Raw genomic sequence first — 23,609 nt, forward strand, 5'->3', positions numbered from 1 at the left:
GAAACAGCTCCCTCCAGATATTGCTCCGGCAATATCTGGAGCATTAATTCGATTTTTTTACTCTGCACGTGTCGCTGAATCGTAAATGACGAATGCACACTAAAAAAATCCTTAATATTAAATGGAGTTTCCTATGACCCAGGCCTTCTCAATTCCTCGTAGTATTATTTATGGCGAAAACGCCTTAGAACATCTTTCCACGCTAAGCGGTAAAAAAGCCGCATTAGTCACCGGCGGAAGTTCAATGAAGCGTTTTGGCTTTCTGGATAAAGCCGTCAGCGAACTTAATAAAGCGGGGATGGAATGCATTATTATCGATAATGTGGAACCCAACCCATCCATTAAAACCGTCTGGCGCGGCGCAAAAGCGATGCTGGCCTTTGAACCAGACTGGATAGTGGCGATTGGCGGCGGCTCTGCGCTTGATGCCGCCAAAGTCATGTGGTGTTTTTACGAGCATCCGCAACTGAAGTTTGAAGATATTCTCCCAGTCGGCTCCATGCCAGCGCTGCGCAATAAAGCCCGGTTTGTGGCGATTCCTTCCACCAGCGGCAGCGCCTCTGAGATCACCGCGTTCTCGGTGATCACCGATACGGCAAATCATATCAAGCACCCGATTGTTGCCGCCGATCTGGTGCCGGATATCGCTATTCTCGACCCGACAATTCCGGCAAAAATGCCGCCGCACGTAACCGTTCACACCGGTATGGACGTTCTGACCCATGCGATTGAAGCCTATGTGTCCACCGCGGCCAACTCCTTTACCGATCCCTATGCGGTAGAAGCGATTCGGCTGGTGTTTAAGTATCTGGAAACCGCCTGGCGCTCACCTGATGATATAAACGCCCGCATGCATATGCATAACGCCTCTGCGCTGGCGGGAATCGCCTTCACGAATGCTTCGCTGGGATTAGTCCACGCGATGGCGCATAAAATTGGCGGCGAGTTTGGTATTACCCACGGGCTGGCGAACGCGATTATGTTGCCTTATATCATTCGATATAACGCGAAGTTCACCAAAAAATATCGTCAGCTGGAAGCGGCTTTAGACATCAATAACCTAAGTGAAGCGATCAACGCGCTGAATCAACGTCTGGGCGTGCCGAAAACCCTAAGCCAGTGCGATGAAGTTGAAATCAATGAAGTGACCTTTGTGAATGTTCTCGACAGAATGAGCCGCCATGCCGTCGACGATCCATGCACCTTAACTAACCCTAACTATCCGTCTGTTCAGGATGTCAAAGGGCTCTATACCCAGGCATTCTACGGCGCTTAATCGCCTCCCCACTGTTTTTTTTAAACGCTAAAGCAGCGTCAACCAGGGCCGCATGGATAACTAAAACCCGGCGGCCTTATCGGTTCTACAGACGTCATCATAGCCATGGCCAGTAATAGCTGAATCGTTAAAGCTTTCTTCGTTTTAAATCACAAATTTTTAGCAACTATTTTTATAATTACCTAAAAAACGCGATTTAAATCTCATTTAAAAATATAAAAATGGCCATTTTCTCACCAGGTGAGACACTTCACATTTTAATAATCCACTTGCAACTAAATTCCCTCCATCAGCAACACAATCGATTCAGCAAAAGGAATGAAAAATGAAAAAAACATTAGCTTTAACCGCAATCGCTATGCTTGTTTCTGGGCCAGTAGTAGCAAAAACGTGGGTGCTGACAAGTGCTGAAAGCGGCATGGATAAAGGAAACTGGCAGATAACAAGCGATCAGCTGAAGATTAAAGATCATAATTTCAGCATTGAGCAAAAAGTCCTTCACGGCGGTAAACAAGAAGGCAGCAAAATCCTCGTCATCCACAGCAAAGACGGCCTGACAATTACCCTGAGCCCGACACGCGGCATGAACCTGCTAAAAATCGAAGGGTTTGGTTCGCGGATGGGCTGGGACTCGCCGGTTAAAGAGGTCGTCAACCCGGCGTTCATAAACCTCGAAAGCCGCAACGGGCTGGGGTGGCTGGAAGGCTTCAATGAGATGATGGTGCGCTGCGGCTATGAATGGACCGGCCATCCGGTAACCGCAGACGGTCAGATTTATACCCTGCACGGCAAAGTTGGCAACACGCCGGCTTCACAGGTGGAAGTGGAAGTCGCTGACGCCGCGCCGTATGAAATTCGCGTTCGCGGACTGGTGAAGGAGAGCACGTTTAAGAAAGCGGATCTGCAGACCATGACCGAGTTGCGCTATGTACCCGGCAGCAACAGCTTCAGCCTGCACGATGTCTTAACCAACCATGCCGACTATCCGCATGACTATCAAATTATCTATCACAGCAACTTTGGCCAGCCGATCCTCGAAGAGGGGGCCCGCTTCCTGGCGCCGATCTCAAGCATCAGCCCGTTCAATGACTACGCCAAGGCCGGCCTAAAAACCTGGCAAACCTACGCCGGTCCAACCAAAGGTTTCGATGAAATGGTGTTTAATATGCAGCCGCTGGCGGATGAAAATCATCAAACCCTGGCCGCCGTGGTCAACAAAGCCGGCGATAAAGGGGCATCGATTCAGTTTGATACCCGCCAGTTGCCGGTACTGACGCTGTGGAAAAACACCGATACCGAGAAACAGGGCTACGTAACCGGTATTGAGCCGGGCACCAGCTACGCCTATCCGGTGACCATCGAGCGCGAGCAAAAACGCGTTAAGCAACTTCAGCCTGGGGCAAGCACCCAGTTTGATCTGACCTATACGCTGCTGCACAGCAGCGAGCAGGTTGCCGACGTGGAGAAGAAAATCGCGGCTATTCAGGGCGATACCAAAGTAACGGAAAACGAAACACCTATCGCGAAGGAGTAGCGCTGTTTACAGGAGGCGGCGCTGCGCACCTGTCCGGACTACCGGACCGCAGACGGCAGTAAACCTGTAGCCCCGGTAAGGCGTCAGCCGCCACCGGGGAATGGTTCAGAGTCCAGGATGGATATACTTTCCTGCAGGCGGCGCTTGGCGCGCCTTATACGGGTTACAAAACCTTGGCCGCACCAGCCCGATCCATGACCACCAAACGCAAATCCTGTGCAAAACGCTGGTACTGCACTTCATTAATCGGCTGCGGGTAGCTCAACACGATCAATTCATGATCGGCGATCCCCTGATGATAGCTCGGGTGACGATGCGTCCAGGGATTCGCGCAAAACCCCATGGTTTCATAAAAGCGCAGGCGCTTATGGGCAATCTCGCTGGTCAGCGGATCGATTTCCAGGATGGTCAGCGGCGCCCGCTGAAGTATTTCAGCTAACAACTGCTTGCCGTAGCCGCGCGATCGTAACCTGTCGTCAACGGCCAGATGCTCAATGTAGACATAGTCGATAAACCGCCAGCCGCCGCTCAGGCCAATAAACAGGCCATCATCGAACCAGGCTTCGAGTTCATAATGCGGATTATCAAGCGCCTGCTGTTTAGCCCCGGCTTCACGCTGTTCATGCCACGGGAAGGCCCTGCCGTACAGCGCGTCAAGCGCGGGAAAATGCGCGGAATCGGTAGAGGTCACTCTTTGTGAAATCAACATGAACCGTCCTGGTCACAAAAACCATCCGCCCTCGCGCGGAGGGCGGATAAACGAGGAGAATAGCTTACTCGACCGCCTCGGCTTTTTTCGCCAGCTTATCGAGCAGCTTCTGATGAATGCCGCCAAACCCGCCGTTGCTCATCACCAGAATGTGGTCGCCCGGATGCGCGGTTTTAACAATCATATCCACCAGCGCATCGACATCGGCGCTCCAGTGCGCGGGCTGTACGCAAGCGTCAGCCACTTCAGCAACCTGCCACGGAATATGCTGCGGCTGCAGCAGGAAGACTTCGTCCGCTCGGCCAAGGGACGGCGCCAGGTCGTCTTTGCAGATACCCATTTTCATGGTGTTGGAACGAGGTTCAAGCACGGCAAGAATACGCGCGGTACCGCCAACCTTGCCGCGTAGTGCCTGCAGGGTCGCCAGAATCGCCGTCGGGTGGTGGGCAAAATCGTCGTACACGGTCACGCCGTTGGCTTCGCCGCGCAGCTCCAGACGCCGGCGGGCGTTGATAAAGCTGCCCAGCACGTTAGCCGCATCGGCAGGCTGCACGCCGACATGACGGGCGGCGGCAATGGCCATCAGACCATTATGCATATTATGTTCGCCAACCAGCGCCCACTTCACCTCACCGACTTTCTCGCCGTCCAGCCACACTTCCCATGAGGAAGCATCTGTGGTGAGCTTTTTCGCCTGCCAGTGGCCCTGTTCGCCGACCAGCTCCTGTTCGCTCCAGCAGCCCATCGCCATCGTCTGTTTCAGATTGATGTCGTTCTCCGGCAGGATAATCTTGCCTTTGCCCGGCACAATGCGCACCAGATGATGGAACTGTTTCTGGATCGCTTTCAGATCGTCAAAGATGTCCGCGTGGTCAAACTCAAGGTTATTGAGAATCAACGTGCGCGGGCAGTAGTGAACGAACTTAGAGCGCTTATCGAAGAAAGCGCAGTCGTATTCATCGGCTTCAATCACGAAGAACGGGCTATCGCCGAGGCGCGCGGAAACATCGAAGTTGCCCGGAACGCCGCCGATAACAAAGCCCGGCTTGTAGCCGCAGGCTTCGAGGATCCAGGTCGCCATGCCGGCGGTGGTGGTTTTCCCGTGCGTACCGGCAACCGCCAGCACCCAGCGATCGCGCAGAACGAAGTCGTGCAGCCACTGCGGACCGGACATGTAAGGGATATTATTTTCCAGCACCGCTTCCACGCACGGGTTACCACGCGTCATCGCGTTACCGATAATCACCAGATCCGGCTGCGGATCCAACTGACTGGCATCATATCCTTGAATTAACTCAATTCCCTGGTTTTCCAACAGGGTACTCATTGGCGGATAGACGTTCGCATCCGACCCCGTTACCTCATGACCGAGGGAACGCGCCAGCATCGCCAGCCCCCCCATAAACGTGCCACAGATTCCTAAAATATGAATGCGCATTCGTCACTTCCTTCTCTTATCTGAAGCACAGTTTACCGGGATGTTGGGGGTGAAAGAAATGCATTTAAGGCGAATCCGTATTTTGCTGGCGCGATTCACCTGTGCGAACTTTTTTTATTCTTTGTTAAGATTGTTATGTTCGTTTTACTTCACATAAACATGCAGGGAACGGGTTATGAAAACGTTAGGTGAATTTATTGTCGAAAAGCAGCACGAGTTCTCTCACGCAACCGGCGAGCTTACTGCTTTGTTGTCGGCGATAAAGTTAGGCGCCAAGATCATCCACCGCGATATCAACAAGGCCGGTCTGGTCGATATCCTGGGTGCCAGCGGTGCTGAAAACGTTCAGGGCGAGGTTCAGCAAAAACTCGACCTGTTTGCCAATGAAAAGTTGAAAGCCGCACTGCGAGCACGCGATATTGTTGCCGGGATCGCCTCTGAAGAAGAAGATGAAATTGTCGTCTTTGAAGGATGTGAACACGCCAAATACGTGGTGCTGATGGACCCGCTGGATGGATCTTCTAACATCGACGTTAACGTCTCCGTTGGAACGATTTTCTCTATCTATCGCCGCGTCACGCCGGTGGGAACCCCCGTTACTGAAGAAGATTTCCTGCAACCGGGCAACCGACAGGTCGCCGCGGGCTATGTGGTTTACGGCTCCTCGACGATGCTGGTTTATACCACCGGCTGCGGCGTCCACGCCTTTACCTACGACCCGTCCCTTGGCGTCTTCTGCTTGTGCCAGGAGCGCATGCGCTTCCCGGAAAAGGGCAACACCTACTCGATTAACGAAGGTAACTACATCAAGTTCCCGATGGGTGTGAAGAAGTACATCAAGCATTGCCAGGAAGAAGATAGAGAGACCCAGCGCCCGTACACCTCGCGCTACATCGGCTCCCTGGTGGCGGATTTCCACCGCAACCTGCTAAAAGGCGGCATCTATCTCTACCCGAGCACCGCCAGCCACCCGGACGGTAAACTGCGCCTGCTGTACGAATGCAACCCGATGGCGTTCCTCGCGGAACAGGCGGGCGGTAAGGCCAGCGATGGTAAAGAGCGTATTCTGGATATCATTCCGGAAAGCCTGCACCAGCGCCGTTCTTTCTTCGTCGGCAATAACCATATGGTTGAAGACGTCGAGAACTTTATTAAAGAGTTCCCGGACGCATAAAGCGCCTCTTCCCCTCCCGCCGTACGGGAGGGGAAATTCTCCAATCAGTGTCCCACCCTTGTCACCGGCGAGCTCTGCCGATTCTCCCACAGCACCGTCAGGCCGCGCTGCAGCGCAATAAAGATAAACAGCAGGATACCGATGGCGATCTTGGTCCACCATGAACTGAGGGTACCGTCGAAGTTGATATAGGTTTGAATCAGCCCCTGAATCCCTACGCCAAATAGCGTGCCGAGCACCGTCCCTACCCCACCGCTTAACAGCGTGCCGCCGATAACCACTGAAGCAATCGCGTCCAGCTCGACGCCGACGCCCGCCAGCGCATAGCCCGCCTGGGTATAAATAGAGAAGACGATCCCCGCCAGCGTCGCCAGTCCGGTGGAGAGCATATAGATGCGGATCGTCGTGCTCCGCGTGGAGATCCCCATCAGGTTCGCCGACGTCGCGTTGCCGCCGATGGCATAAACCTGATTGCCGAAGCGGGTGCGGTGGGCCATAAAAATTCCGCCGATCACCACCAGCAGCATCAGCAGCCCCATCGCGCTCAGACGCCCGCCGCCGGGGATGGTCCATGCCAGTCCTGACAGCGCGTCATATACCGGGTGATTAATGGGAATCGACTCTTCCGAAACCAGGTAGCTGACGCCGCGCAGGAAAAACATCCCGGCGAGGGTGATGATAAACGCCGGGATCTTCAGCGCATCAATAAGCAGGCCCATAAACGCGCCAAAGGCGCAGCCCATCACCAGTACCAGCGGAAACGCCACCAGTGGCGAGATCCCCCAGAAACCAATCGCTTTAGCGAGAAAGACCCCGGTAAAGGCGATCACCGACCCGACCGACAGATCGATCCCGCCGGAGAGGATCACGAAGGTCATACCGACGGCGATAATCCCGAGAAAAGCATTGTCGGTCAGGATATTACAGATCACCCGCGTCGAGGCAAAGCCGGGAAACTGGGTCAGGCAGTAAAGGTACCCCAGCACAAATACCGCGAGGGTGATCATTAACGGTAAATTACGTTTTATCATGGCCGCGCATCCCCTTCAGTATGCTGATAAAGCGCGGCGACTGGACGATCAGTACGCACAGCACCACCACCGCTTTAACTACCTGATTAAGCTCCGGCGGGAAGCCTGACAGCAGGATCCCGGTATTCATACCCTGGATAATCAGCGCCCCGACGACCGAGAGCAGCAGGTTGAAGCGCCCGCCCATCAGCGAGCCGCCGCCGATAACCACCGCCAGGATGGCGTCCAGCTCCAGCCACAGCCCGGCGTTATTGGCATCCGCGCCGCGAATATCCGCCGCAACGATAATCCCGGCGATTGCCGCGCAAACGCCGCTAAGTACGTAGGCTAACATCACGACGACGCGGGTATTTACGCCGGCGTTTTTCGCCGCGCGAATGTTAATCCCCACCGCTTCGATAAACATTCCCAGCGCGGTTTTGCGAGTAAACAGCCAGAACAGTGCCAGCGTGACGATGGCGATAATCACCGGCGTCGGGAACAGCAGCAGCGAACCGCTGCCCAGCCACGCCAGATGCGGTGAGTCAAAGGTCACGATCTGCCCGGAGGTGATCAGCTGCGCCACTCCGCGCCCGGCGACCATCAGGATCAGCGTGGCGACGAACGGCTGGATCTTCAGCACCGCCACCAGGATCCCGTTCCACAGACCGGCCAGCGCGCCGGCCGCCAGCGAAGCCAGCAGCACAATCGGCAGGCTGTGCCCTGCCACGGTCATCGACGCTGCCGTTGCGCCGGCAATCGCCATCACCGCCCCGACGGAGAGGTCAATCCCGCCGGTGGCGATAACCAGCGTCATGCCAATCGCCAGCAGCGCCACCGGGGCGGCGCGGTTTAAAATGTCTATCGGGCTGCCGAACAGCCGCCCGTCCTGGAGCACGACCTGATAAAAATGCGGCGCGACCAGGCTGTCAACGACCAGCACCAGCAGCAGCGCAATAATTTGCGGCATCCCTTTTGGCCAGTTAAAGCGCCGTTTCGGCTGGCCGCTTTTCGGAACAGATTGAGGCATCATCGGTTACTCCTTATGCCGCAATAGCGTTCATGATCGCCGGTACGGAGAGCTCGCTCAGCGACAGCTCCGCCACCTGCTGGCGATCGCGCATGATAATCACCCGATCGGCGTAACCCACCAGCTCTTCCAGCTCAGAAGAGATGACCAGCAGCGCCAGGCCATCGGCACACAGAGTTTCTATCAGGCGAATGATTTCGGCGTGGGCGCCAACGTCAATACCGCGAGTCGGTTCATCGAGGATCAGGAACTGCGGCTTCGTCAGCAGCCAGCGGGAGAGCAGCACCTTCTGCTGATTACCGCCGGAGAGAAATTCGATCGGCTGTTCAGCGCTGGGGGTACGAATACCGAGCTGACGAATAAAACGTTCGGCAATCTCATTTTGTTCGCGGCGACTAATCGGCCGCAGCCAGCCGCGCTGCGCCTGTAGCGCGAGAACGATATTTTCCCGCACCGAGGCGGCGGCGATAATGCCGTCGGTTTTACGATCTTCCGGACAGAAGCCAATCCCGAGGCACGATGCCTGATGCGGCGAGCGCAGGGTTTGCGGCTTGCCTTTGATCCACGCTTTGCCGCTGTCGGCGGGTTTAATGCCGAAAATGACTTCCGCGGTTTCCGTGCGTCCGGAGCCTAGCAGACCCGCCAGGCCGACGATCTCACCGGGACGGACCTGCAGACTAAACGGTGCGATGGTGCCTTTTTTGCCAAAATCTTCGAAGGCGGCCACCGGTTTATCACTCAGCAGGGTGCGGCCCGCGCGCTGCAGGGCGTTATGCTCCAGCTCGCGGCCCAGCATCATTTTCACCAATTCAATTTGCGGTAGCTCGCGGGTTTCCCGACAGCCGACAAAACCGCCGTTACGCAGAACGGTGATGCGGTCGCTGACGGCGTAAACCTGGTCGAGGAAGTGGGTGACGAAAATCAGGCTGACGCCGCTATCGCGCAGCTGGCGCATCAGGGTGAAGAGCATTTCCACCTCCTGGGTATCCAGGCTGGCGGTCGGTTCATCAAGAATTAACACTTTTGCTGACAGGTCAATTGCCCGGCAGATCGCGACAATCTGCTGCATGGCGACCGAAAAGCGGTTCAGCGGTTCACGGACATCGAGAGAAAAACCGTAGGACGCCATCAGCGCGGTGGCGCGTTTTTCCATCTCTTTGCGCTGCAGGAGGCCAAAGCGCCGGGGCTCGCGGCCAATAAACAGATTATCCGCCACCGACATGTTAGGCAGCAGGTTTACTTCCTGATAGACGGTGCCGATCCCCAGCTGCTGGGCGTGGGCGGTGTTTTTTGGCGAGATCTCCCGGCCTTCCAGCCATATTGCCCCGCGGTCAGCGTGGTAGACGCCGGTAAGCGCTTTAATTAGGGTGGACTTACCCGCGCCGTTTTCGCCTAACAGAGCCATGATTTCGCCCCGGCGCAGGCTGAAATTAACGTTATCCAGCGCCTTCACGCCGGGGAAAAATTTGCTTAGCCCTTCAGTTCGAAGGATTTCCTGATGTTGTTCGCCGTTCATGCTCTCCCCTCACCTTAACCCGCTCCCCGACCGGGAGAGGGTGTTCAGCCGCGCCTTAGCGACCGGGAAAATCCCGGAGGCGGCGCCGCGCGCCTGTCCGGGCTACTCAATCCGCAGACGGCGATGAACCTGTCGCCCGGTGCGCATAGCGTCACCGGGAGCGTGCCTGTTTTTCGCTACTCAATAGCCCATATTTTTCTTCTTCTCTAACTCTTCTTTCGCCGTATCCGGCAGGTAGAGGGTCGATTTGGTGATGGTGACTTTTTCAGGCAGGGTTCCGTCTTTTTTGTATTTCTCCAGCGCATCGAACGCCGGGCCGGCCATATTCGGCGTCAGCTCGACGCTGGCGTTAGCCTCGCCGGCCATCATCGCTTTATAGATATCCGGCACGCCGTCGATAGAGCCGGTGAGGATATCTTTGCCCGGCTTCAGCCCGGCCTCTTTAATCGCCTGAATCGCGCCAATCACCATGTCGTCGTTATGGGCGTAAACCATGCAGATGTTCTTGCCGTTGTTCTCCGCTTTGATAAAGCTCTCCATCACTTCTTTACCCTTACTGCGGGTAAAGTCGCCGGACTGGGAGCGGATAATCTTGATATTGGAGGCTTTAGAAATGGCTTCAGCAAAGCCTTTCTTGCGGTCAATCGCCACGCTGGCCCCTACGGTGCCCTGCAGTTCAACAACGTTACACGGCTTGCCGTCGACGGTTTTCACCAGCCACTCACCGATCAGTTGGCCTTCCAGCACGTTGTTCGCGGTGACGGTGGTCATATAGAGATCTTTGTCTTTGACATCAATAGAGCGGTCGAGCAGGAATACCGGGATTTTGGCTTCTTTCGCTTCCTTCAGTACCGGCTCCCAGCCGGTCGCCACTACCGGAGCGATGAAGATGGCATCGACGCCCTGAGCGATGAAGGAGCGTACGGCTTTAATCTGGTTTTCCTGTTTTTGTTGGGCGTCGGCAATCTTCAGCGTAATGCCGCGCTTCGCGGCCTCTTCCTTCGCGACGTTGGTTTCGGCCGCACGCCAGCCGGATTCAGAACCGACCTGCGAAAAACCTACGGTAAGAGGGGCAGCCATGACCATAGACGACATAGCTGCGGAAACTGCTGTGACAAGAAGTAAGCGCTTCCACATAAGAGGATCCTCGTAGGGTTATTGTTGGTTAAAGCCTCACCTGCGGACAAACTATAGACAATCGGAGATGTAACTGAATGCGTTACATCACACTTCAAAAAAGTTAATTAGATGTTAATCAGCACCCATCTCATCAGCGGAGAGCCGATGAGGCTTCGCGAGCCGTGCGAGCTTCACCGTTTATGACGAAATTTTTCACACTTTGAGATATCAAGCATATGCAATGAAAACGGTTACATAATTTTATTCAGTATGCGGCTATGTTTATGGATTTTCAGGCTGTATGACGGGGAAAATTTCAGACTCCCCCCACCCGTTCTGGAGAAAAAGAAGCGAAGACATTCGATGCGAGTTGGCTATAATACCGGGCACTTGTTTGCCATACATTTTAAAGGAAACAGACATGAGCTTACTCAACGTACCTGCGGGCAAAGATCTGCCGGAAGACATCTACGTCGTGATCGAGATCCCGGCGAACGCAGATCCTATCAAATACGAAGTCGACAAAGAGAGCGGTGCACTGTTCGTTGACCGTTTCATGTCCACGGCAATGTTCTATCCGTGCAACTACGGCTACATCAACCACACTCTCTCCCTGGACGGCGACCCGGTTGACGTACTGGTCCCGACCCCGTATCCGCTGGAGCCAGGTTCAGTTATCCGCTGCCGTCCGGTTGGCGTACTGAAAATGACCGACGAATCCGGTGAAGATGCGAAGCTGGTTGCGGTACCGCACACCAAACTGAGCAAAGAGTACGATCACATCAAAGATGTGAGCGACCTGCCGGAACTGTTGAAAGCGCAGATCACCCACTTCTTCGAGCACTATAAAGACCTCGAAGCGGGCAAATGGGTTAAGGTTGACGGCTGGGACAACGCTGAAGCGGCGAAAGCTGAAATCGTAGCTTCCTTCGAGCGCGCGAAGAAGTAATTCTTCCGCACTCAGGTTAGCGAAAACACCGCCTCCGGGCGGTGTTTTTATTTTGCATATTGAGCCATTTCCCGGTTAGCGACTAATGCGCCTTAGCCGGGCGACAACACCCAACTTCACAAAAAACAACGCCACCTGAGGGTGGCGTTATCGTTATTAATACTGGTCTTTATCCAACCAGTTGCCGCTTTCTATCAGCGTGAAGCCCTCAACGGGGCGCTGATAGACATACATCCAGGCGCTACCGTAAGGCGTCTGGATCAGGTGACGAGCATACTCGCCGCCTTTGGTACGCAGCGCATCCAATTCAGCCAGCGTCGATGCGTCAATACGATAGACTTCACCATGTACCGTGCCATCGCCGGGCACCGCGCCTGGATAGTGGCCCAGGCTGTACAGTTGATAATCATTGACACTATGATCGCCCAGCCACTGAGCGTTGGTCATCCAGTGGCTGTTGCCTTGTTTGCGTCGTAAACTGCCGTAAACAAATATTCGCATTGCTAAAACTCAAACTGATAGAGCAAATCGAGAGCCTGGTCTACACCAGACACGGCTTCCATATATAGCTTAGGCATCAGGCGATAACGTAACGTCAATGTCGCCAGGGAATCAAAGATCCCTACCCCATATTTTACCTGCAGACCGGGCAGCACATAGCCGCTGACCACCACCTGGGAGGAGTCGCCCACTCCCTCGGTATCCAGCGCCAGATTGCTTACGCCAAACGTCTCGCCGATTTTACCCACAACCTGACCACTTTGTGCAACCCCCATACCAATAAGCATGGAGGTCATTGCCGCACTATCGCTCTGTCCGCTGCCTAAACCCTGCCCGCGGAGCAGGTAAGAGAGCGCTTCCTGCTGCGACATCGCCGGATCGGAGAAAATCTCCGCTTTCGGCTGATCGGCCGAGCCGGTGACGCGAACGCCGGCGATAACGTCGTCCTCGGTGGCGTCCGGATTACGAATGGCTTCGATATTCAGCAGCGGCTGATCCGGAGGACCGGAGAACAGCAGCTCGCCTTTACGCACGATCAGATCCTGCCCGTAGGCATGGAAGCGCCCCTCCGGGATGTTGATCTGCCCGTTGAGCCCCAGCCCCTGTTTGTCCTGAGCGACTTTCAAATCACCGGTCAAACGCGCTTTCAGACCGAAGGCATCCAGACGAACGTTGTTGCCTACGTGAATAGTCAGGTTGCTGTTGATAGGGATACCGGCGCTCTGCTGCTTAATCGGCTGCAGATTTTTATCCAGCATCACTTCGTCAGATGAGACCCCAACGGCGCTTTCCGGCACTTCGTTGACCACGATACGCGCCCAGGGCACATCAACGCTGCCATCCAGGTTAAACAGGCTTGGCGTGGCGGTAAACACCACGTCCGGCGAGACATCCAGGCGCACCATCGGCGGCACGGTTATCCGCACCCGGCTGCCCTTCGCCGCAATCTGCGCGCGCCAGTTATCAATCTGCGTCCAGTCGGCGTTGCCGCTGAGCGCGATGTGGCCCTGGCTGGTATTCACCGTTCCCTGTAGGGTCGAGCGGGTACCGGTGAAATTCATCGCCAGCTGGCTCGGCTGCATATCGAACGGCATAAAGTTACCGTCAATATCAACGCCATTCAGCTGCATTTGACCGAACAGCTGCGGACTCTGAAGGTTGCCACCAAGCGTCAGGCGTGCATTCAGTCTCCCTTCCGCCTTTTCGCCGCGCGAGAAGATTGGGTTAATCATCGCCAGCGAGAAGTTGTTGATATTGACGTTACCGCCCAGATTACGTCGGCCCTGCGGATCGGTGACCTGCACCTGCCCGTCCAACTGGCCATTGTTGGTCAGACGAATTAGCCAGCCCAACTGGGCGCGATTATTATGCAGATCGGCGGTGAGGTTGAGAGTATCGAAAGCCACCGGCAACGGCGCGTCGTTGACCGTCTGCGTCACCTTCACGTTACGCCCGCTCAGGGTGACCTTACCCTGCGGCAGCCCCTCTTTGGTAGTGTCCCAACTCACATCGGCATTACCGCTAAACACGCCGCTGGCCTGGGTCGCTTCCGGCATAAAGGGCTTCAGCATCGCGAGATCGAAACGGTTGAGGTTCACCACCGCGCGCCCGCTTGCCCCGGCGTCGATGGTCTGCGGTACGCACAGCTCGGCGTTCGGGTTAGTCCAGCAGTGCGGCCCGATGCTGATTTTCTGTTCGAGGTTACGATAATCCAGCGCGATATCGCGCGTCAGCGCAACCGGCCCCACCGGGGTCTGGAAACGGGTATTGCTCAGCGAGCCTTTCCAGCGCTCCGCTTTGCGGTCAAAGCTCCCCGCCAGCGACAGCTGCCCGGAGACCGGATCGCCCTGCACCCGCAGCTGCAGGTCGTGCTGCTTCTCGTTGCCCTTGGCATTGAGCTGCACCAGACTGATATTGACGCCCGGCTGGCTAATGCGGTCCACGCGTACGTCAAGATTACCGCCAATCTGGTCGGTGGATTTCACATCGCCCTTCACGTTCACCTGAGCCACCGACAGCTCCTGCCAGCGCAGCGCCCGGGCGGTAATATCCGCCAGCAGCTGCGGCGCGTCGACGGTGCCGCGAACCTTCACCAGCCCCTTCGCTGTGCCGCCCAGGCCCGGCAGGGCGTTGTCGAGATGCGGCGCGTCAATGGTGGCGTCAAGGTTAAGGTCTTTGACCCCCAGCTCGCCTTTCACATCAGCGCTGTTGGGGCCTAACGCCAGATGCAGACCGGGGATTTTCCACTGCATATAGCTGTTGCCCTGCAGCGAACCGCTCACATCGACTTTATTTTGCTTCACGTTACCGGTGATTTTCAGCTCCGGCACCGACATCTGCCAGCTGCCGCCGTACAGGCTGCCCTGAGTCTTAATCAGGCCGTTGAGCTTCGACGGCCAGTCCGGGACCTCTTTAGCGGTATTGATACCGTCAAGCGTCAGTTCGCCGCGCCAGCTGATCGCCTGCTGCCAGTCGAGCAGCGCCTTCAGTTCGGTTTTCCCTTCGAGGGCGGCGACGGTCAGCTTATCAAGATTGACCTGCTGCTCGTTGCCCTTGGCGTTGAGGTTAATCTTCGCCGGCGGCAGCGACTGCCCTTTGACCGCGGTGCTGAAGGCCAGGGTGTAGTCGGTCATTTTGCCGTTAAATTTCAGCAGGAGATCGTCAGCCTGATACGCTTTCTCGCCGGTGAACGGCCAGTAGAGCTGCTTACTTTTAATCTCCATATCCAACGGTAGCCCCGCCTCCGCCAGCTGCGCTTCGGCGCGCAGGGTCATCGCCACGGGACCGTTTAAATCCACGCCGAGCGTAAGCTTTTTACGCACTTCACCGCCCACTTTCAGCTGCACTTTCTCGCCCTTGAGGGGATCAATATTCAGCTTACTGTTGAGGGTAATATCGACCGGCCAGTTATCCTGCAGCTGGGCGTTGCCGGAAGCCGTGACTTTGCCCTGGTCGGAGTCCACATCCAGCGCGTCCAGCTTCATCTGTCCATCAATACTGCTGACTTTAAGCAGCAGATTATAGATGGTGATATCGGTGTCGCCGGTGAGACGCAGCTGCTCGCCGCGGAACGCCTGAATATTGAGATTCAACGGCAGATGGACGTCGGTCATCTCCGGCAGCACCGGCTTCGAGAACAGATCTTTCATCGTCTCGCCGAGCGGCTTTTCTTCCGGCTGCGGATTGTCAATTTTCGGCTCGACCACCTGCTCCTGGGCCACCTTCGCCACCTTCGGCAGCGCGATGAGCAACCCCTGCAGGGAGGTCGGCGTCAGGGTCAGGTTTTTCTCCTGCCAGTTCAGACCGCTGGTAAAGTCGCGCAGCGAGACGGCGGTATCGTCAATTTTTACGTTGACGTTATGCAGCGCCACCCGGCTCAGCGTGATGGGATAAGGTGTGGAGAGATTCAGCGGGCCGCTATCTTCTTCTTCAACCGGCGCCGCCGCCGGCATCTTGCTGGTATCGATCGCCACATAGATATCGCGCAGAGAAAGATCGTTGACGCACAGGCTGCTGTCCCACAGGCAGCGCAGCTTGACGCCGAGGTGGAACTGACCAGCGGTGACCGCCACGCCCGGCTGCTCAAAGCGCACGTTCTCCAGCGTCAAATCGCGCCAGCCGCCGGTCGCTTTGCCAATCTCCAGCCCCGGAACCCAGCGGTCGGCAGCTTTGATCACCAGATGCAGGCCGGTGGTGGTCCCCACCAGGAATCCTACCGTCCCCAGCAGCAGCACAAGAAAAATCAGTACGCCGAGGCTTATCTTCTTCCATAAACTCATAATTCAGGCCCCAGACCGATATAAAACTGTAAACCGTGCTCTTCTTTGTCGCCGATCGGTCTGGCGATATCCAGCTTGATTGGTCCGACCGGAGACTGCCAGCGTACGCCGAGGCCGGCGCCGGTTTTAAAGTCGCTCTCGCGGATATCGCTCACCGCTTCGCCGCTATCGACGAACACCGCGCCCCACCATTTGCCGCTCACGTTGTACTGATACTCCAGCGAACCGGTAGCCAGCTTCGAGGCCCCCATCAGCTTGCCGTCGTCATCTTTTGGCGAGATAGATTTGTATTTATACCCGCGAATGCTGCGGTCGCCACCGGCGAAGAAACGCAGATCCGGCGGGACCTTGCTGAAGTTATCGGCCTCAATCCAGCCGAGATTGCCGCGTACTACGAAGCGGTGGCGGTCATACAGGGTGCGGATCCAGACGTCCTGCGCCTGCATCACGATAAAGTTGATGTCCGAGCCCCACATGGTATTGGAGTAGTCCACCGAATAGCGCTGCGAATCACCCCAGGTCGGCATCAGGCCGCCGCGCGAACGTGTGCGGTTCACCGACACGCCGGGGTAGATCAGCATGGTGGTGTTAGTGACGTTGGCCTGGGTAAAGTGGTCGAGGCTCCAGCGCAGGTTCAGCGCGCGCTGCCAGCCGCTCGACATCTCCCAAAAACGTGATACCCCGAGAGTCGTAGAGTCAGCTTTGGTATCGTTAAGGTCGGTACGCTTAAAGCCGCCCTGCATCAGGTAGTACTGCTCCAGCGGACTTTTTAACAGCGGCACCTTATAGCTGAAATCAAGCTGCTGTTCCGGGGCGGAAAGGCTGAGGCTAGAGGTCAGGCTGTGGCCGTAGGAGTTCATCCACGGCTTTCTCCAGGTGCCTTTGACGCGCGGCCCGACGTCGGTTGAGTAGCCGACCCCGGTTTCAACGGTATTCTCTTTACGCGGAGAGACCACGCCCTGCAAAGGCAGAACTTTGGTCTGGCGGGATTTTTCAAACTGCGGCGCCACCACGACGGAGCTAAACCAGCCGGTTGCCGCCAGGCGGCGGTTCAGTTCAGCGAGATCCTGCGAAGTGTAGTAGTCGCCCTGCTTAAACGGCACCAGGTTTTGCAGATATTCGTCGCGAATTTGCGAGCCTTCAAAAGTGACCGGGCCAAAGCGGTAGCGCTCGCCGCTGTTGTAGTCGATATCCCAGAAGGCCTGATGTCGGTCGAGAGAGACGCCGAGCTGGCTTTTATTAAACTCGCTATCAAAATAGCCTTTACGTAGCGCAACGCGGGTCAGGGAGCTTTTGAAGCCATCATAGTCGCCGTGGTTTAGCACGGTGCCGATCGCCGGGCGCGTTTTCAACAAATCCAGATAGTCGCGATCGGTTCGGGCGCCGCCGCGTAAAATCACTTCAGTGCCGCCAATACGCACCGGTTCGCCGGGCGTAACTTTGGCGATCAGGACCTGGCGGCCCCTCGCCGGCGGCGGACGTAAATCAAAATCGATCGTCGGTTCGTAGTAGCCGAGCGCTTTCAGGCCTTCGCGGATAGCATCATCAACGCGCGCGCGAAAGCGCCGGTCCGGCGTGACTTCATCGCTCTGGATCGTAGATAGTTGGGCGCGGACGTTTTTTTCCAGTTCCCCGGATAGCCCCTCAACCTGCAAACGCACGCTCGCTGCGCTGGCGACCCCGCTGACCAGCAAAAGGCTGGTGATACATAACTGGCGGATTTGTAGCACGTTTTCTCCTGAATATCCTTGTTTCCCCCCGAAGGAAACGAAAGCGCCGCTCCACGGCTTAACAAAACCCTAACAATCAAGGGTTGAAAAATAGACGTTATCCCAAATAATTCTTATGTTTAAATCTAGACGTATTAAGCGCGTTTATTGTGTTAAAAGACGCGCTTGGTTACAACCTTAACCACATTTTCTGTTTTGAGAGGCCCACCGTGAGTCTATTTGATAAAACGCATCTTGTCGCCCAAGCGGACGCGCTGCCGGGACGCAACACGCCGATGCCGGTGGCTACGCTCCACGCCGTCAATGGTCACTCGATGACCAACGTTCCCGCAGGAATGGAAATCGCCCTGTTCGCCATGGGCTGCTTCTGGGGCGTCGAACGCCTGTTCTGGCAGCTGCCCGGCGTCTACAGTACCGCCGCCGGCTACACCGGCGGCTATACGCCAAACCCGACCTACCGCGAAGTGTGCAGCGGCGAGACCGGTCACGCCGAAGCGGTGCGCGTGGTCTACGATCCGCAGGTTATCAGCTATGAGCAGCTGCTCCAGGTGTTCTGGGAAAACCACGACCCGGCGCAGGGTATGCAGCAGGGTAACGATCGCGGTACCCAGTATCGTTCCGCGATTTATCCGCTGACGCCGGAGCAGAGCGAGGCGGCACAGGCCAGCCTGGCGCGTTTCCAGGCGGCAATGAAGGAAGCTAACGACTCGCGCACTATCACTACCGAGATCGCGACGGCGAAACCGTTCTACTATGCGGAAGACGATCATCAGCAGTATCTGCATAAAAACCCGTACGGATACTGCGGTATCGGCGGAATCGGCGTTTGTTTGCCGCCGCAGGCCTGATGCCGCCGCGTGGTTCCCGCAGGCCGCCGGATTGAATAATTTACGCTCTGGCGGCTTTACAGTACCTTACGCTATACTACGCCGTGCTATCGCCGGTCCAGGGCCTTCGGACCGGCTTTTTGTGAATTCCACTTAGCGTTATCCACTTCCCTTCCGAGGATCTGATCTCAACGGTCAGATAAGATATGTTAAACAGTATTTTAGTAATACTCTGTCTGATAGCCGTCAGTGCGTTCTTTTCGATATCGGAAATCTCGCTGGCCGCATCACGTAAAATCAAACTCAAGCTGCTGGCCGATGATGGCAACATCAACGCTCAACGCGTGCTGAAGATGCAGGAAAACCCCGGTATGTTCTTTACCGTGGTGCAAATCGGCCTAAACGCGGTGGCGATTCTCGGCGGTATCGTCGGCGACGCTGCGTTTTCACCGGCTTTCTACGGCCTGCTAAACCGCTATCTGTCGCCGGAGCTCTCCGAGCAGCTGAGCTTTATTATTTCCTTTACCCTGGTCACCAGCCTGTTCATTCTGTTTGCTGACCTGACTCCGAAACGCATCGGTATGATCGCGCCTGAAGCCGTCGCTTTACGCATCATCAACCCGATGCGCTTCTGCTTGTTTATCTTCCGCCCGCTGGTGTGGTTGTTTAACGGCATGGCCAACAACATCTTCCGCCTGTTCAAAATTCCGATGGTGCGTAAAGACGACATTACCTCTGATGATATCTACGCCGTGGTGGAAGCCGGCGCGCTGGCCGGGGTGCTGCGTAAGCAGGAGCATGAGCTGATTGAAAACGTGTTCGAGCTGGAATCGCGCACCGTGCCTTCATCTATGACCTCGCGTGAAAACGTCATCTGGTTCGATCTTCATGAAGATGAGCAGAGCCTGAAGAATAAGGTCGCGGAGCATCCACACTCCAAATTCCTGGTGTGTAACGAAGATATCGACCACATCATCGGCTACGTTGACTCTAAAGACCTGCTGAACCGCGTGCTGGCGAACCAGAGCCTGGTACTGACCGGCGGCGTGCAGATCCGTAATACCCTGATTGTCCCGGACACCCTGACGCTCTCTGAAGCGCTGGAAAGCTTTAAAACCGCCGGTGAAGACTTCGCCGTGATCATGAACGAGTATGCGCTGGTGGTTGGGATTATCACCCTGAACGACGTGATGACCACCCTGATGGGCGACCTCGTCGGCCAGGGTCTGGAAGAGCAGATCGTCGCGCGCGATGAAAACTCCTGGCTCATCGACGGCGGGACGCCGATTGACGACGTGATGCGGGTGCTGGATATCGATGATTTCCCGCAGTCTGGCAATTACGAGACCATTGGCGGCTTTATGATGTTTATGCTGCGTAAAATTCCCAAGCGGACCGATGCGGTGAAATTCTCCGGCTATAAGTTCGAAGTGGTGGATATCGATAACTACCGTATCGATCAGCTGCTGGTGACCCGTATCGACAATAAGCCGACGGTGCTGGTGCCCAAGCTGCCGGACGCGGCGAATAGCGATAAAGAGTCGGCGTAAAGCGTTTGACGAACCGACAAGGCGGATGAAAATCCGCCTTTTTTATTGCCCGAATGTGAGGCGGCTCACGCCCCTCGGGCGATAGCAGATTTTTACTGCTCCATAGCGAAACGTTCATGACTCCCCTCTGCACAAAAAGGTAACTTTGCTCGCGACTACACGATCATATTCCTGAATAAAGGAAGCGAGGGTTACCATGATAGAATCAAATAAAAACTACTATATAAGCTGTCTGTTCTTCCTGTTCTTCTTTATTGGCTGGGGATGCTGCTATCCTTATTTATCATTGTGGTTAACGGAAACCATCGGTATTAATTATACTGATGTCGGTCTGGTTTATTCCTTTACTGCGGTTATTGCCGTTTGCGTTCAGCCGCTATTCGGTTTTATATCCGACAGGCTGGTTTATCGTAAAAACCTGATGTGGATGCTGGCCATCATTATTACCCTTTTTGCCCCCTACTGGATCTACGTCTTTGCGCCATTATTAAAAGTTAACGTTTTTCTCGGGGCGCTGGCCGGCGGCATTTATATTGGCATGGCCTACGGCGCAGGCTGCGGTATTTGCGAAGCTTACATTGATAAAGTCAGCCGCGCTTCCGGCTTTGAGTTTGGTCGCGCAAGAATGTTTGGCGGCATTGGCGCGGCTATCGGCACCTTCGCGGCAGGCAAGCTCTACGGGATCGACCAGAACATGATTTTCTGGCTGGCCAGTTGCGCAGGCTTATGCCTGCTGGTCATTGTCTGGAAAATGCAGATCAGCGCGCATAAACAAGGCGCGATGCAGAGTCGTAAAGCCTCTCCGGTCACCCTGAGCGACGCCACCTCGCTGCTGAAAATGAAGAAATTCTGGTTCTTCGCGATCTACACGATCGGTGTCGGCGCGGTATATGAAACCTACGACCAGCAGTTCGCCATCTATTACAGCCACTTCTTTGAGAGCAAAGCGCGCGGCGCGGAAGTGTTCGGCTATTTAACCACAGGTCAGATTTTCCTTGATGCGGTGGTGATGTTCTTCGCCCCATGGTTCGTGAATAAAATCGGCCCAAAAAATGCTCTGCTGTACTGCGGAATGATTATGAGTCTGCGCATTATCGGCTCGGCCTGGGCTATTGGCCCGGTGTCCATTAGCCTGATTAAACTGCTGCACGGTTTTGAAAGTTCGGTATTACTCGTTGCCGCGCTGAAATATATCACCGCCAACTTCAACCCGCTGCTATCAGCCACGGTTTATTTAATCGGCTTCCAGTTTTCGAAAAGCTTTAGCTCTATTTTCCTTTCTACTGGCATCGGTCATATGTACCAGAGCATGGGCTTTACCAGCAGCTATATCGTGCTCGGCGGTATCGCCCTGTGCTTTACGCTGATTTCATTTATTACGCTGGATAAAGCGCGCGCTTTTGCCCCGCAGCCGGCGCCCGCGCATTAATTTAAGGAGGTAACCTGTATGTCTGATTTATTTTATGGCGTGGCCTATTACGATGAATATATGCCGGAAGAGCGGCTGGCAAAAGATATCGCCTTAATGCAGGAAACGGGCATTAACGTGGTGCGCATTGCCGAATCGACCTGGAGTACGCTCGAGCCCCGGGAGGGTGAATATAACTTCTATCATATCGACCGGGTGCTGAATGCCATGCATGAGGCGGGGATCGCGGTGATTATCGGTACGCCGACCTACGCCGTCCCGGCCTGGCTGGCGGCTAAACATCCGGACATACTGGTCACCACGGTCGATGGCCAGCAAAAATATGGCCCGCGCCAGATTATGGATATCGTCAACCCGACCTTTCGCCGCTATGCCGAAAAGATTATCCGTACGCTAATGACGCACGTGCAGCACCATCCGGCGATTATTGGCTGGCAGCTGGATAACGAAACCAAGCATTACGATAATATCGGCCGCTATATGCAAGAGGGTTTTGTGCGCAGCCTGCGGGAAAAATACCCCGATCTCGACCGGTTGAATAACGATTTTGGTCTGGACTACTGGAGCAACCGTATTGATAGCTGGCAGGATTTTCCGCCGGTCGAGAATACCATTAACGCCAGCCTCGCCTGCGCGTTCTCTCGCTACCAGCGCCAGCAGGTGACGGAGTATCTCGCCTGGCAGGCGGAGATCGTGCGCGAATATGCCCAGCCGCATCAGTTCGTCACCCACAACTTCGATTTTGAATGGCGCGGCTACTCCTACGGCGTGCAGCCGCGAGTCGACCATTTTGCGGCGGCGCAGGCGCTGGATATTGCCGGTGTCGATATCTATCACCCGGGCCAGAAGCACCTGACCGGGCGGGAAATCGCGTTTGGCGGCGCCATTACGCGCTCGCTCAAGCAGGGTAAGAATTACTTCGTGCTGGAAACCCAGGCGCAGGGCTTTGCCCAATGGACTCCTTATCCGGGCCAGCTGCGCCTGCAGGCCTTTAGCCACGTGGCCTCGGGGGCGGCGATGGTCTCTTACTGGCATTGGCATTCGATTCATAACGCGTTCGAAACTTACTGGAAAGGGCTGTTAAGCCATGACTTTTCACGCAACGCGACCTGGCAGGAGGCCACCACTATCGGGGCTGACTTCGCCCGCCTGTCGCCGCAGCTGGCGGAGCTGAAGGCAGAAAACGACGTCGCGCTGCTGATCAGCAATGAGGCGATGGACGCCCTTAACCAGTTCCGCCCCGGTGACGCGCAGGGCAATATTTATAACGATATTTTCCGCCGCTTCCACGATGCGCTGTACGACCACAATATCAGCCTCGATATTATCCACGACGTTAACGAGGAAACCTCGCGCTATCGCGTGCTGATCGTACCCGGACTCTACGCCGCGGATGATGGCCTGCTTACGCGCATTAACCGCTATATTGAACAGGGCGGCAGAGCGCTGATCGGCTTTAAATCGGGCTTTAGCGATGAAAACGTAAAGGTGCGCAGCGGCGCGCAGCCGGGAGTTTTGTGCGAAAGCTGCGGCGTGAGCTACAGCCAGTTCACCCTGCCGGAAGAGACGACGGTAAGCGCGTGCAGCTCGGACATTGATTGCAGCAAAGATAACCAGGCCGAGCTGTGGATGGAGCTGCTGACGCCGGACGCCGGTACCCGTACGCTACTGCGCTATCAGCATCCGGCATGGGGCGACTATGCCGCCGCCACCGAGGCGGATTACGGCCAGGGCCGGGCGATTTACGTTGGCTTCCTGCCGCAAAAAACGCTGATTAGCCAACTGTTCGACCGGCTGACAGTGGGTCTGGAGCTGCGTTCACGCACCTCGGCCTACCGCTATCCGCTGGTGGTCAAAAAGATGCGCAACCGCGACGGTAATAGCATCCACTTCCTGTTTAACTACTCCGGCGATCCGCTGGCGTTTATCAGCGAGACATCGGGCAACGCGCTGCTGAGCGGGGAAAAAGTTCACTGCGGCCAGCCGTTGCGTCTCAGGGCATGGGAATTTAGTATCATCGAAAGTTAAGCGAGCGGCG

The 23,609-nt window shown here is 55.7% G+C and carries 17 protein-coding genes; 8 read left to right on the forward strand and 9 right to left on the reverse strand.

Annotated elements, in window-relative coordinates; translation table 11 throughout:
• Positions 1-133 precede the first annotated feature (133 nt).
• Both K7H21_RS25200 and K7H21_RS25205 read left to right on the forward strand, forming a co-directional pair.
• Positions 134-1,276 carry an iron-containing alcohol dehydrogenase gene (locus K7H21_RS25200; RefSeq protein ID WP_004128190.1) on the forward strand — a complete coding sequence of 381 codons (1,143 nt, stop codon included), beginning with the start codon at positions 134-136 and terminating at the stop codon, positions 1,274-1,276.
• Between the two features lie 325 nt (positions 1,277-1,601).
• Entirely contained in the window at positions 1,602-2,810 is a 1,209-nt protein-coding gene (locus tag K7H21_RS25205; RefSeq protein ID WP_004128187.1) for an aldose 1-epimerase family protein, read from the forward strand.
• Between the two features lie 163 nt (positions 2,811-2,973).
• Here the strand turns inward: K7H21_RS25205 and K7H21_RS25210 are convergent, their stop codons facing one another.
• Together K7H21_RS25210 and mpl are read right to left on the reverse strand one after the other, a co-directional pair.
• Complete coding sequence (locus K7H21_RS25210; protein WP_004128185.1) at positions 2,974-3,519, reverse strand: GNAT family N-acetyltransferase; 546 nt, start codon at positions 3,517-3,519, stop codon at positions 2,974-2,976.
• A gap of 64 nt (positions 3,520-3,583) precedes the next feature.
• Positions 3,584-4,957 (reverse strand): UDP-N-acetylmuramate:L-alanyl-gamma-D-glutamyl-meso-diaminopimelate ligase, encoded by a 1,374-nt coding sequence (gene mpl / locus K7H21_RS25215; RefSeq protein WP_223035450.1) that lies wholly within the window; start codon positions 4,955-4,957, stop codon positions 3,584-3,586.
• Between the two features lie 175 nt (positions 4,958-5,132).
• On the opposite strand from mpl, the gene fbp reads away from it, so the two are divergent.
• Positions 5,133-6,131 carry a class 1 fructose-bisphosphatase gene (gene fbp / locus K7H21_RS25220; protein WP_004128183.1) on the forward strand — a complete coding sequence of 333 codons (999 nt, stop codon included), beginning with the start codon at positions 5,133-5,135 and terminating at the stop codon, positions 6,129-6,131.
• A gap of 44 nt (positions 6,132-6,175) precedes the next feature.
• Here the strand turns inward: fbp and yjfF are convergent, their stop codons facing one another.
• From yjfF to ytfQ, 4 genes are all read right to left on the reverse strand, one after another.
• Complete coding sequence (gene yjfF / locus K7H21_RS25225; RefSeq protein ID WP_004128182.1) at positions 6,176-7,162, reverse strand: galactofuranose ABC transporter, permease protein YjfF; 987 nt, start codon at positions 7,160-7,162, stop codon at positions 6,176-6,178.
• Positions 7,149-8,174, reverse strand: coding sequence for a galactofuranose ABC transporter, ATP-binding protein YtfT (ytfT, locus tag K7H21_RS25230; RefSeq protein ID WP_032742013.1), 1,026 nt, complete (start codon positions 8,172-8,174; stop codon positions 7,149-7,151). The genes yjfF and ytfT overlap by 14 nt, the downstream gene beginning before the upstream one ends.
• Positions 8,175-8,184: 10 nt before the next feature.
• Positions 8,185-9,687: a galactofuranose ABC transporter, ATP-binding protein YtfR gene (ytfR, locus tag K7H21_RS25235; RefSeq protein WP_004098046.1), complete on the reverse strand. Its 1,503-nt coding sequence runs from the start codon at positions 9,685-9,687 to the stop codon at positions 8,185-8,187.
• 180 nt (positions 9,688-9,867) lie between these two features.
• A complete protein-coding gene (gene ytfQ, locus K7H21_RS25240; RefSeq protein ID WP_004098043.1) occupies positions 9,868-10,824 on the reverse strand; it encodes a galactofuranose ABC transporter, galactofuranose-binding protein YtfQ in 957 nt (318 codons plus the stop codon).
• A gap of 403 nt (positions 10,825-11,227) precedes the next feature.
• Here ytfQ and ppa point away from each other — a divergent pair, with 403 nt between their 5' ends.
• Positions 11,228-11,755 carry an inorganic diphosphatase gene (ppa, locus tag K7H21_RS25245; protein WP_038636623.1) on the forward strand — a complete coding sequence of 176 codons (528 nt, stop codon included), beginning with the start codon at positions 11,228-11,230 and terminating at the stop codon, positions 11,753-11,755.
• Between the two features lie 156 nt (positions 11,756-11,911).
• On the opposite strand, the gene K7H21_RS25250 is transcribed toward ppa, so the two are convergent.
• The 3 genes from K7H21_RS25250 to tamA are packed head-to-tail and all read right to left on the reverse strand — an operon-like array spanning position 11,912 to position 17,765.
• Complete coding sequence (locus tag K7H21_RS25250) at positions 11,912-12,256, reverse strand: gamma-glutamylcyclotransferase family protein (RefSeq protein WP_004098039.1); 345 nt, start codon at positions 12,254-12,256, stop codon at positions 11,912-11,914.
• Positions 12,257-12,258: 2 nt separating this feature from the next.
• On the reverse strand, positions 12,259-16,035 hold the full coding sequence (gene tamB, locus K7H21_RS25255) for an autotransporter assembly complex protein TamB (RefSeq protein ID WP_223035451.1): 3,777 nt from the start codon (positions 16,033-16,035) through the stop codon (positions 12,259-12,261).
• Complete coding sequence (gene tamA, locus K7H21_RS25260; RefSeq protein WP_004128178.1) at positions 16,032-17,765, reverse strand: autotransporter assembly complex protein TamA; 1,734 nt, start codon at positions 17,763-17,765, stop codon at positions 16,032-16,034. Before tamA ends, tamB begins: the two co-directional genes overlap by 4 nt.
• A gap of 209 nt (positions 17,766-17,974) precedes the next feature.
• Between tamA and msrA the strand changes: the two genes are divergently transcribed.
• From msrA to K7H21_RS25280, 4 genes are all read left to right on the forward strand, one after another.
• Positions 17,975-18,613 (forward strand): peptide-methionine (S)-S-oxide reductase MsrA, encoded by a 639-nt coding sequence (gene msrA, locus K7H21_RS25265; protein ID WP_004128176.1) that lies wholly within the window; start codon positions 17,975-17,977, stop codon positions 18,611-18,613.
• A 185-nt stretch (positions 18,614-18,798) separates the two neighbouring features.
• The gene (paeA, locus tag K7H21_RS25270; RefSeq protein ID WP_004128175.1) at positions 18,799-20,142 is read left to right on the forward strand and encodes a polyamine export protein PaeA; all 1,344 of its coding nucleotides are present in this window, start codon (positions 18,799-18,801) and stop codon (positions 20,140-20,142) included.
• Positions 20,143-20,338: 196 nt separating this feature from the next.
• Positions 20,339-21,571, forward strand: coding sequence for an oligosaccharide MFS transporter (locus K7H21_RS25275; protein ID WP_087829724.1), 1,233 nt, complete (start codon positions 20,339-20,341; stop codon positions 21,569-21,571).
• A gap of 18 nt (positions 21,572-21,589) precedes the next feature.
• A complete protein-coding gene (locus tag K7H21_RS25280) occupies positions 21,590-23,599 on the forward strand; it encodes a beta-galactosidase (RefSeq protein WP_049115765.1) in 2,010 nt (669 codons plus the stop codon).
• The last annotated feature ends 10 nt before the right edge of the window (positions 23,600-23,609 follow it).

Source organism: Klebsiella sp. CTHL.F3a, assembly GCF_019890895.1.
Lineage (GTDB): Bacteria > Pseudomonadota > Gammaproteobacteria > Enterobacterales > Enterobacteriaceae > Klebsiella > Klebsiella grimontii.

Excerpts from the sequence above, each read along its gene's own strand:
- K7H21_RS25200 (WP_004128190.1), top strand. The coding sequence starts at position 134 with ATGACCCAGGCCTTCTCAATTCCTCGTAGTATTATTTATGGCGAAAAC.
- K7H21_RS25205 (WP_004128187.1), top strand. The coding sequence starts at position 1,602 with ATGAAAAAAACATTAGCTTTAACCGCAATCGCTATGCTTGTTTCTGGG.
- K7H21_RS25210 (WP_004128185.1), bottom strand. The coding sequence starts at position 3,519 with ATGTTGATTTCACAAAGAGTGACCTCTACCGATTCCGCGCATTTTCCC.
- mpl (WP_223035450.1), bottom strand. The coding sequence starts at position 4,957 with ATGCGCATTCATATTTTAGGAATCTGTGGCACGTTTATGGGGGGGCTG.
- fbp (WP_004128183.1), top strand. The coding sequence starts at position 5,133 with ATGAAAACGTTAGGTGAATTTATTGTCGAAAAGCAGCACGAGTTCTCT.
- yjfF (WP_004128182.1), bottom strand. The coding sequence starts at position 7,162 with ATGATAAAACGTAATTTACCGTTAATGATCACCCTCGCGGTATTTGTG.
- ytfT (WP_032742013.1), bottom strand. The coding sequence starts at position 8,174 with ATGATGCCTCAATCTGTTCCGAAAAGCGGCCAGCCGAAACGGCGCTTT.
- ytfR (WP_004098046.1), bottom strand. The coding sequence starts at position 9,687 with ATGAACGGCGAACAACATCAGGAAATCCTTCGAACTGAAGGGCTAAGC.
- ytfQ (WP_004098043.1), bottom strand. The coding sequence starts at position 10,824 with ATGTGGAAGCGCTTACTTCTTGTCACAGCAGTTTCCGCAGCTATGTCG.
- ppa (WP_038636623.1), top strand. The coding sequence starts at position 11,228 with ATGAGCTTACTCAACGTACCTGCGGGCAAAGATCTGCCGGAAGACATC.
- K7H21_RS25250 (WP_004098039.1), bottom strand. The coding sequence starts at position 12,256 with ATGCGAATATTTGTTTACGGCAGTTTACGACGCAAACAAGGCAACAGC.
- tamB (WP_223035451.1), bottom strand. The coding sequence starts at position 16,035 with ATGAGTTTATGGAAGAAGATAAGCCTCGGCGTACTGATTTTTCTTGTG.
- paeA (WP_004128175.1), top strand. The coding sequence starts at position 18,799 with ATGTTAAACAGTATTTTAGTAATACTCTGTCTGATAGCCGTCAGTGCG.
- K7H21_RS25275 (WP_087829724.1), top strand. The coding sequence starts at position 20,339 with ATGATAGAATCAAATAAAAACTACTATATAAGCTGTCTGTTCTTCCTG.
- K7H21_RS25280 (WP_049115765.1), top strand. The coding sequence starts at position 21,590 with ATGTCTGATTTATTTTATGGCGTGGCCTATTACGATGAATATATGCCG.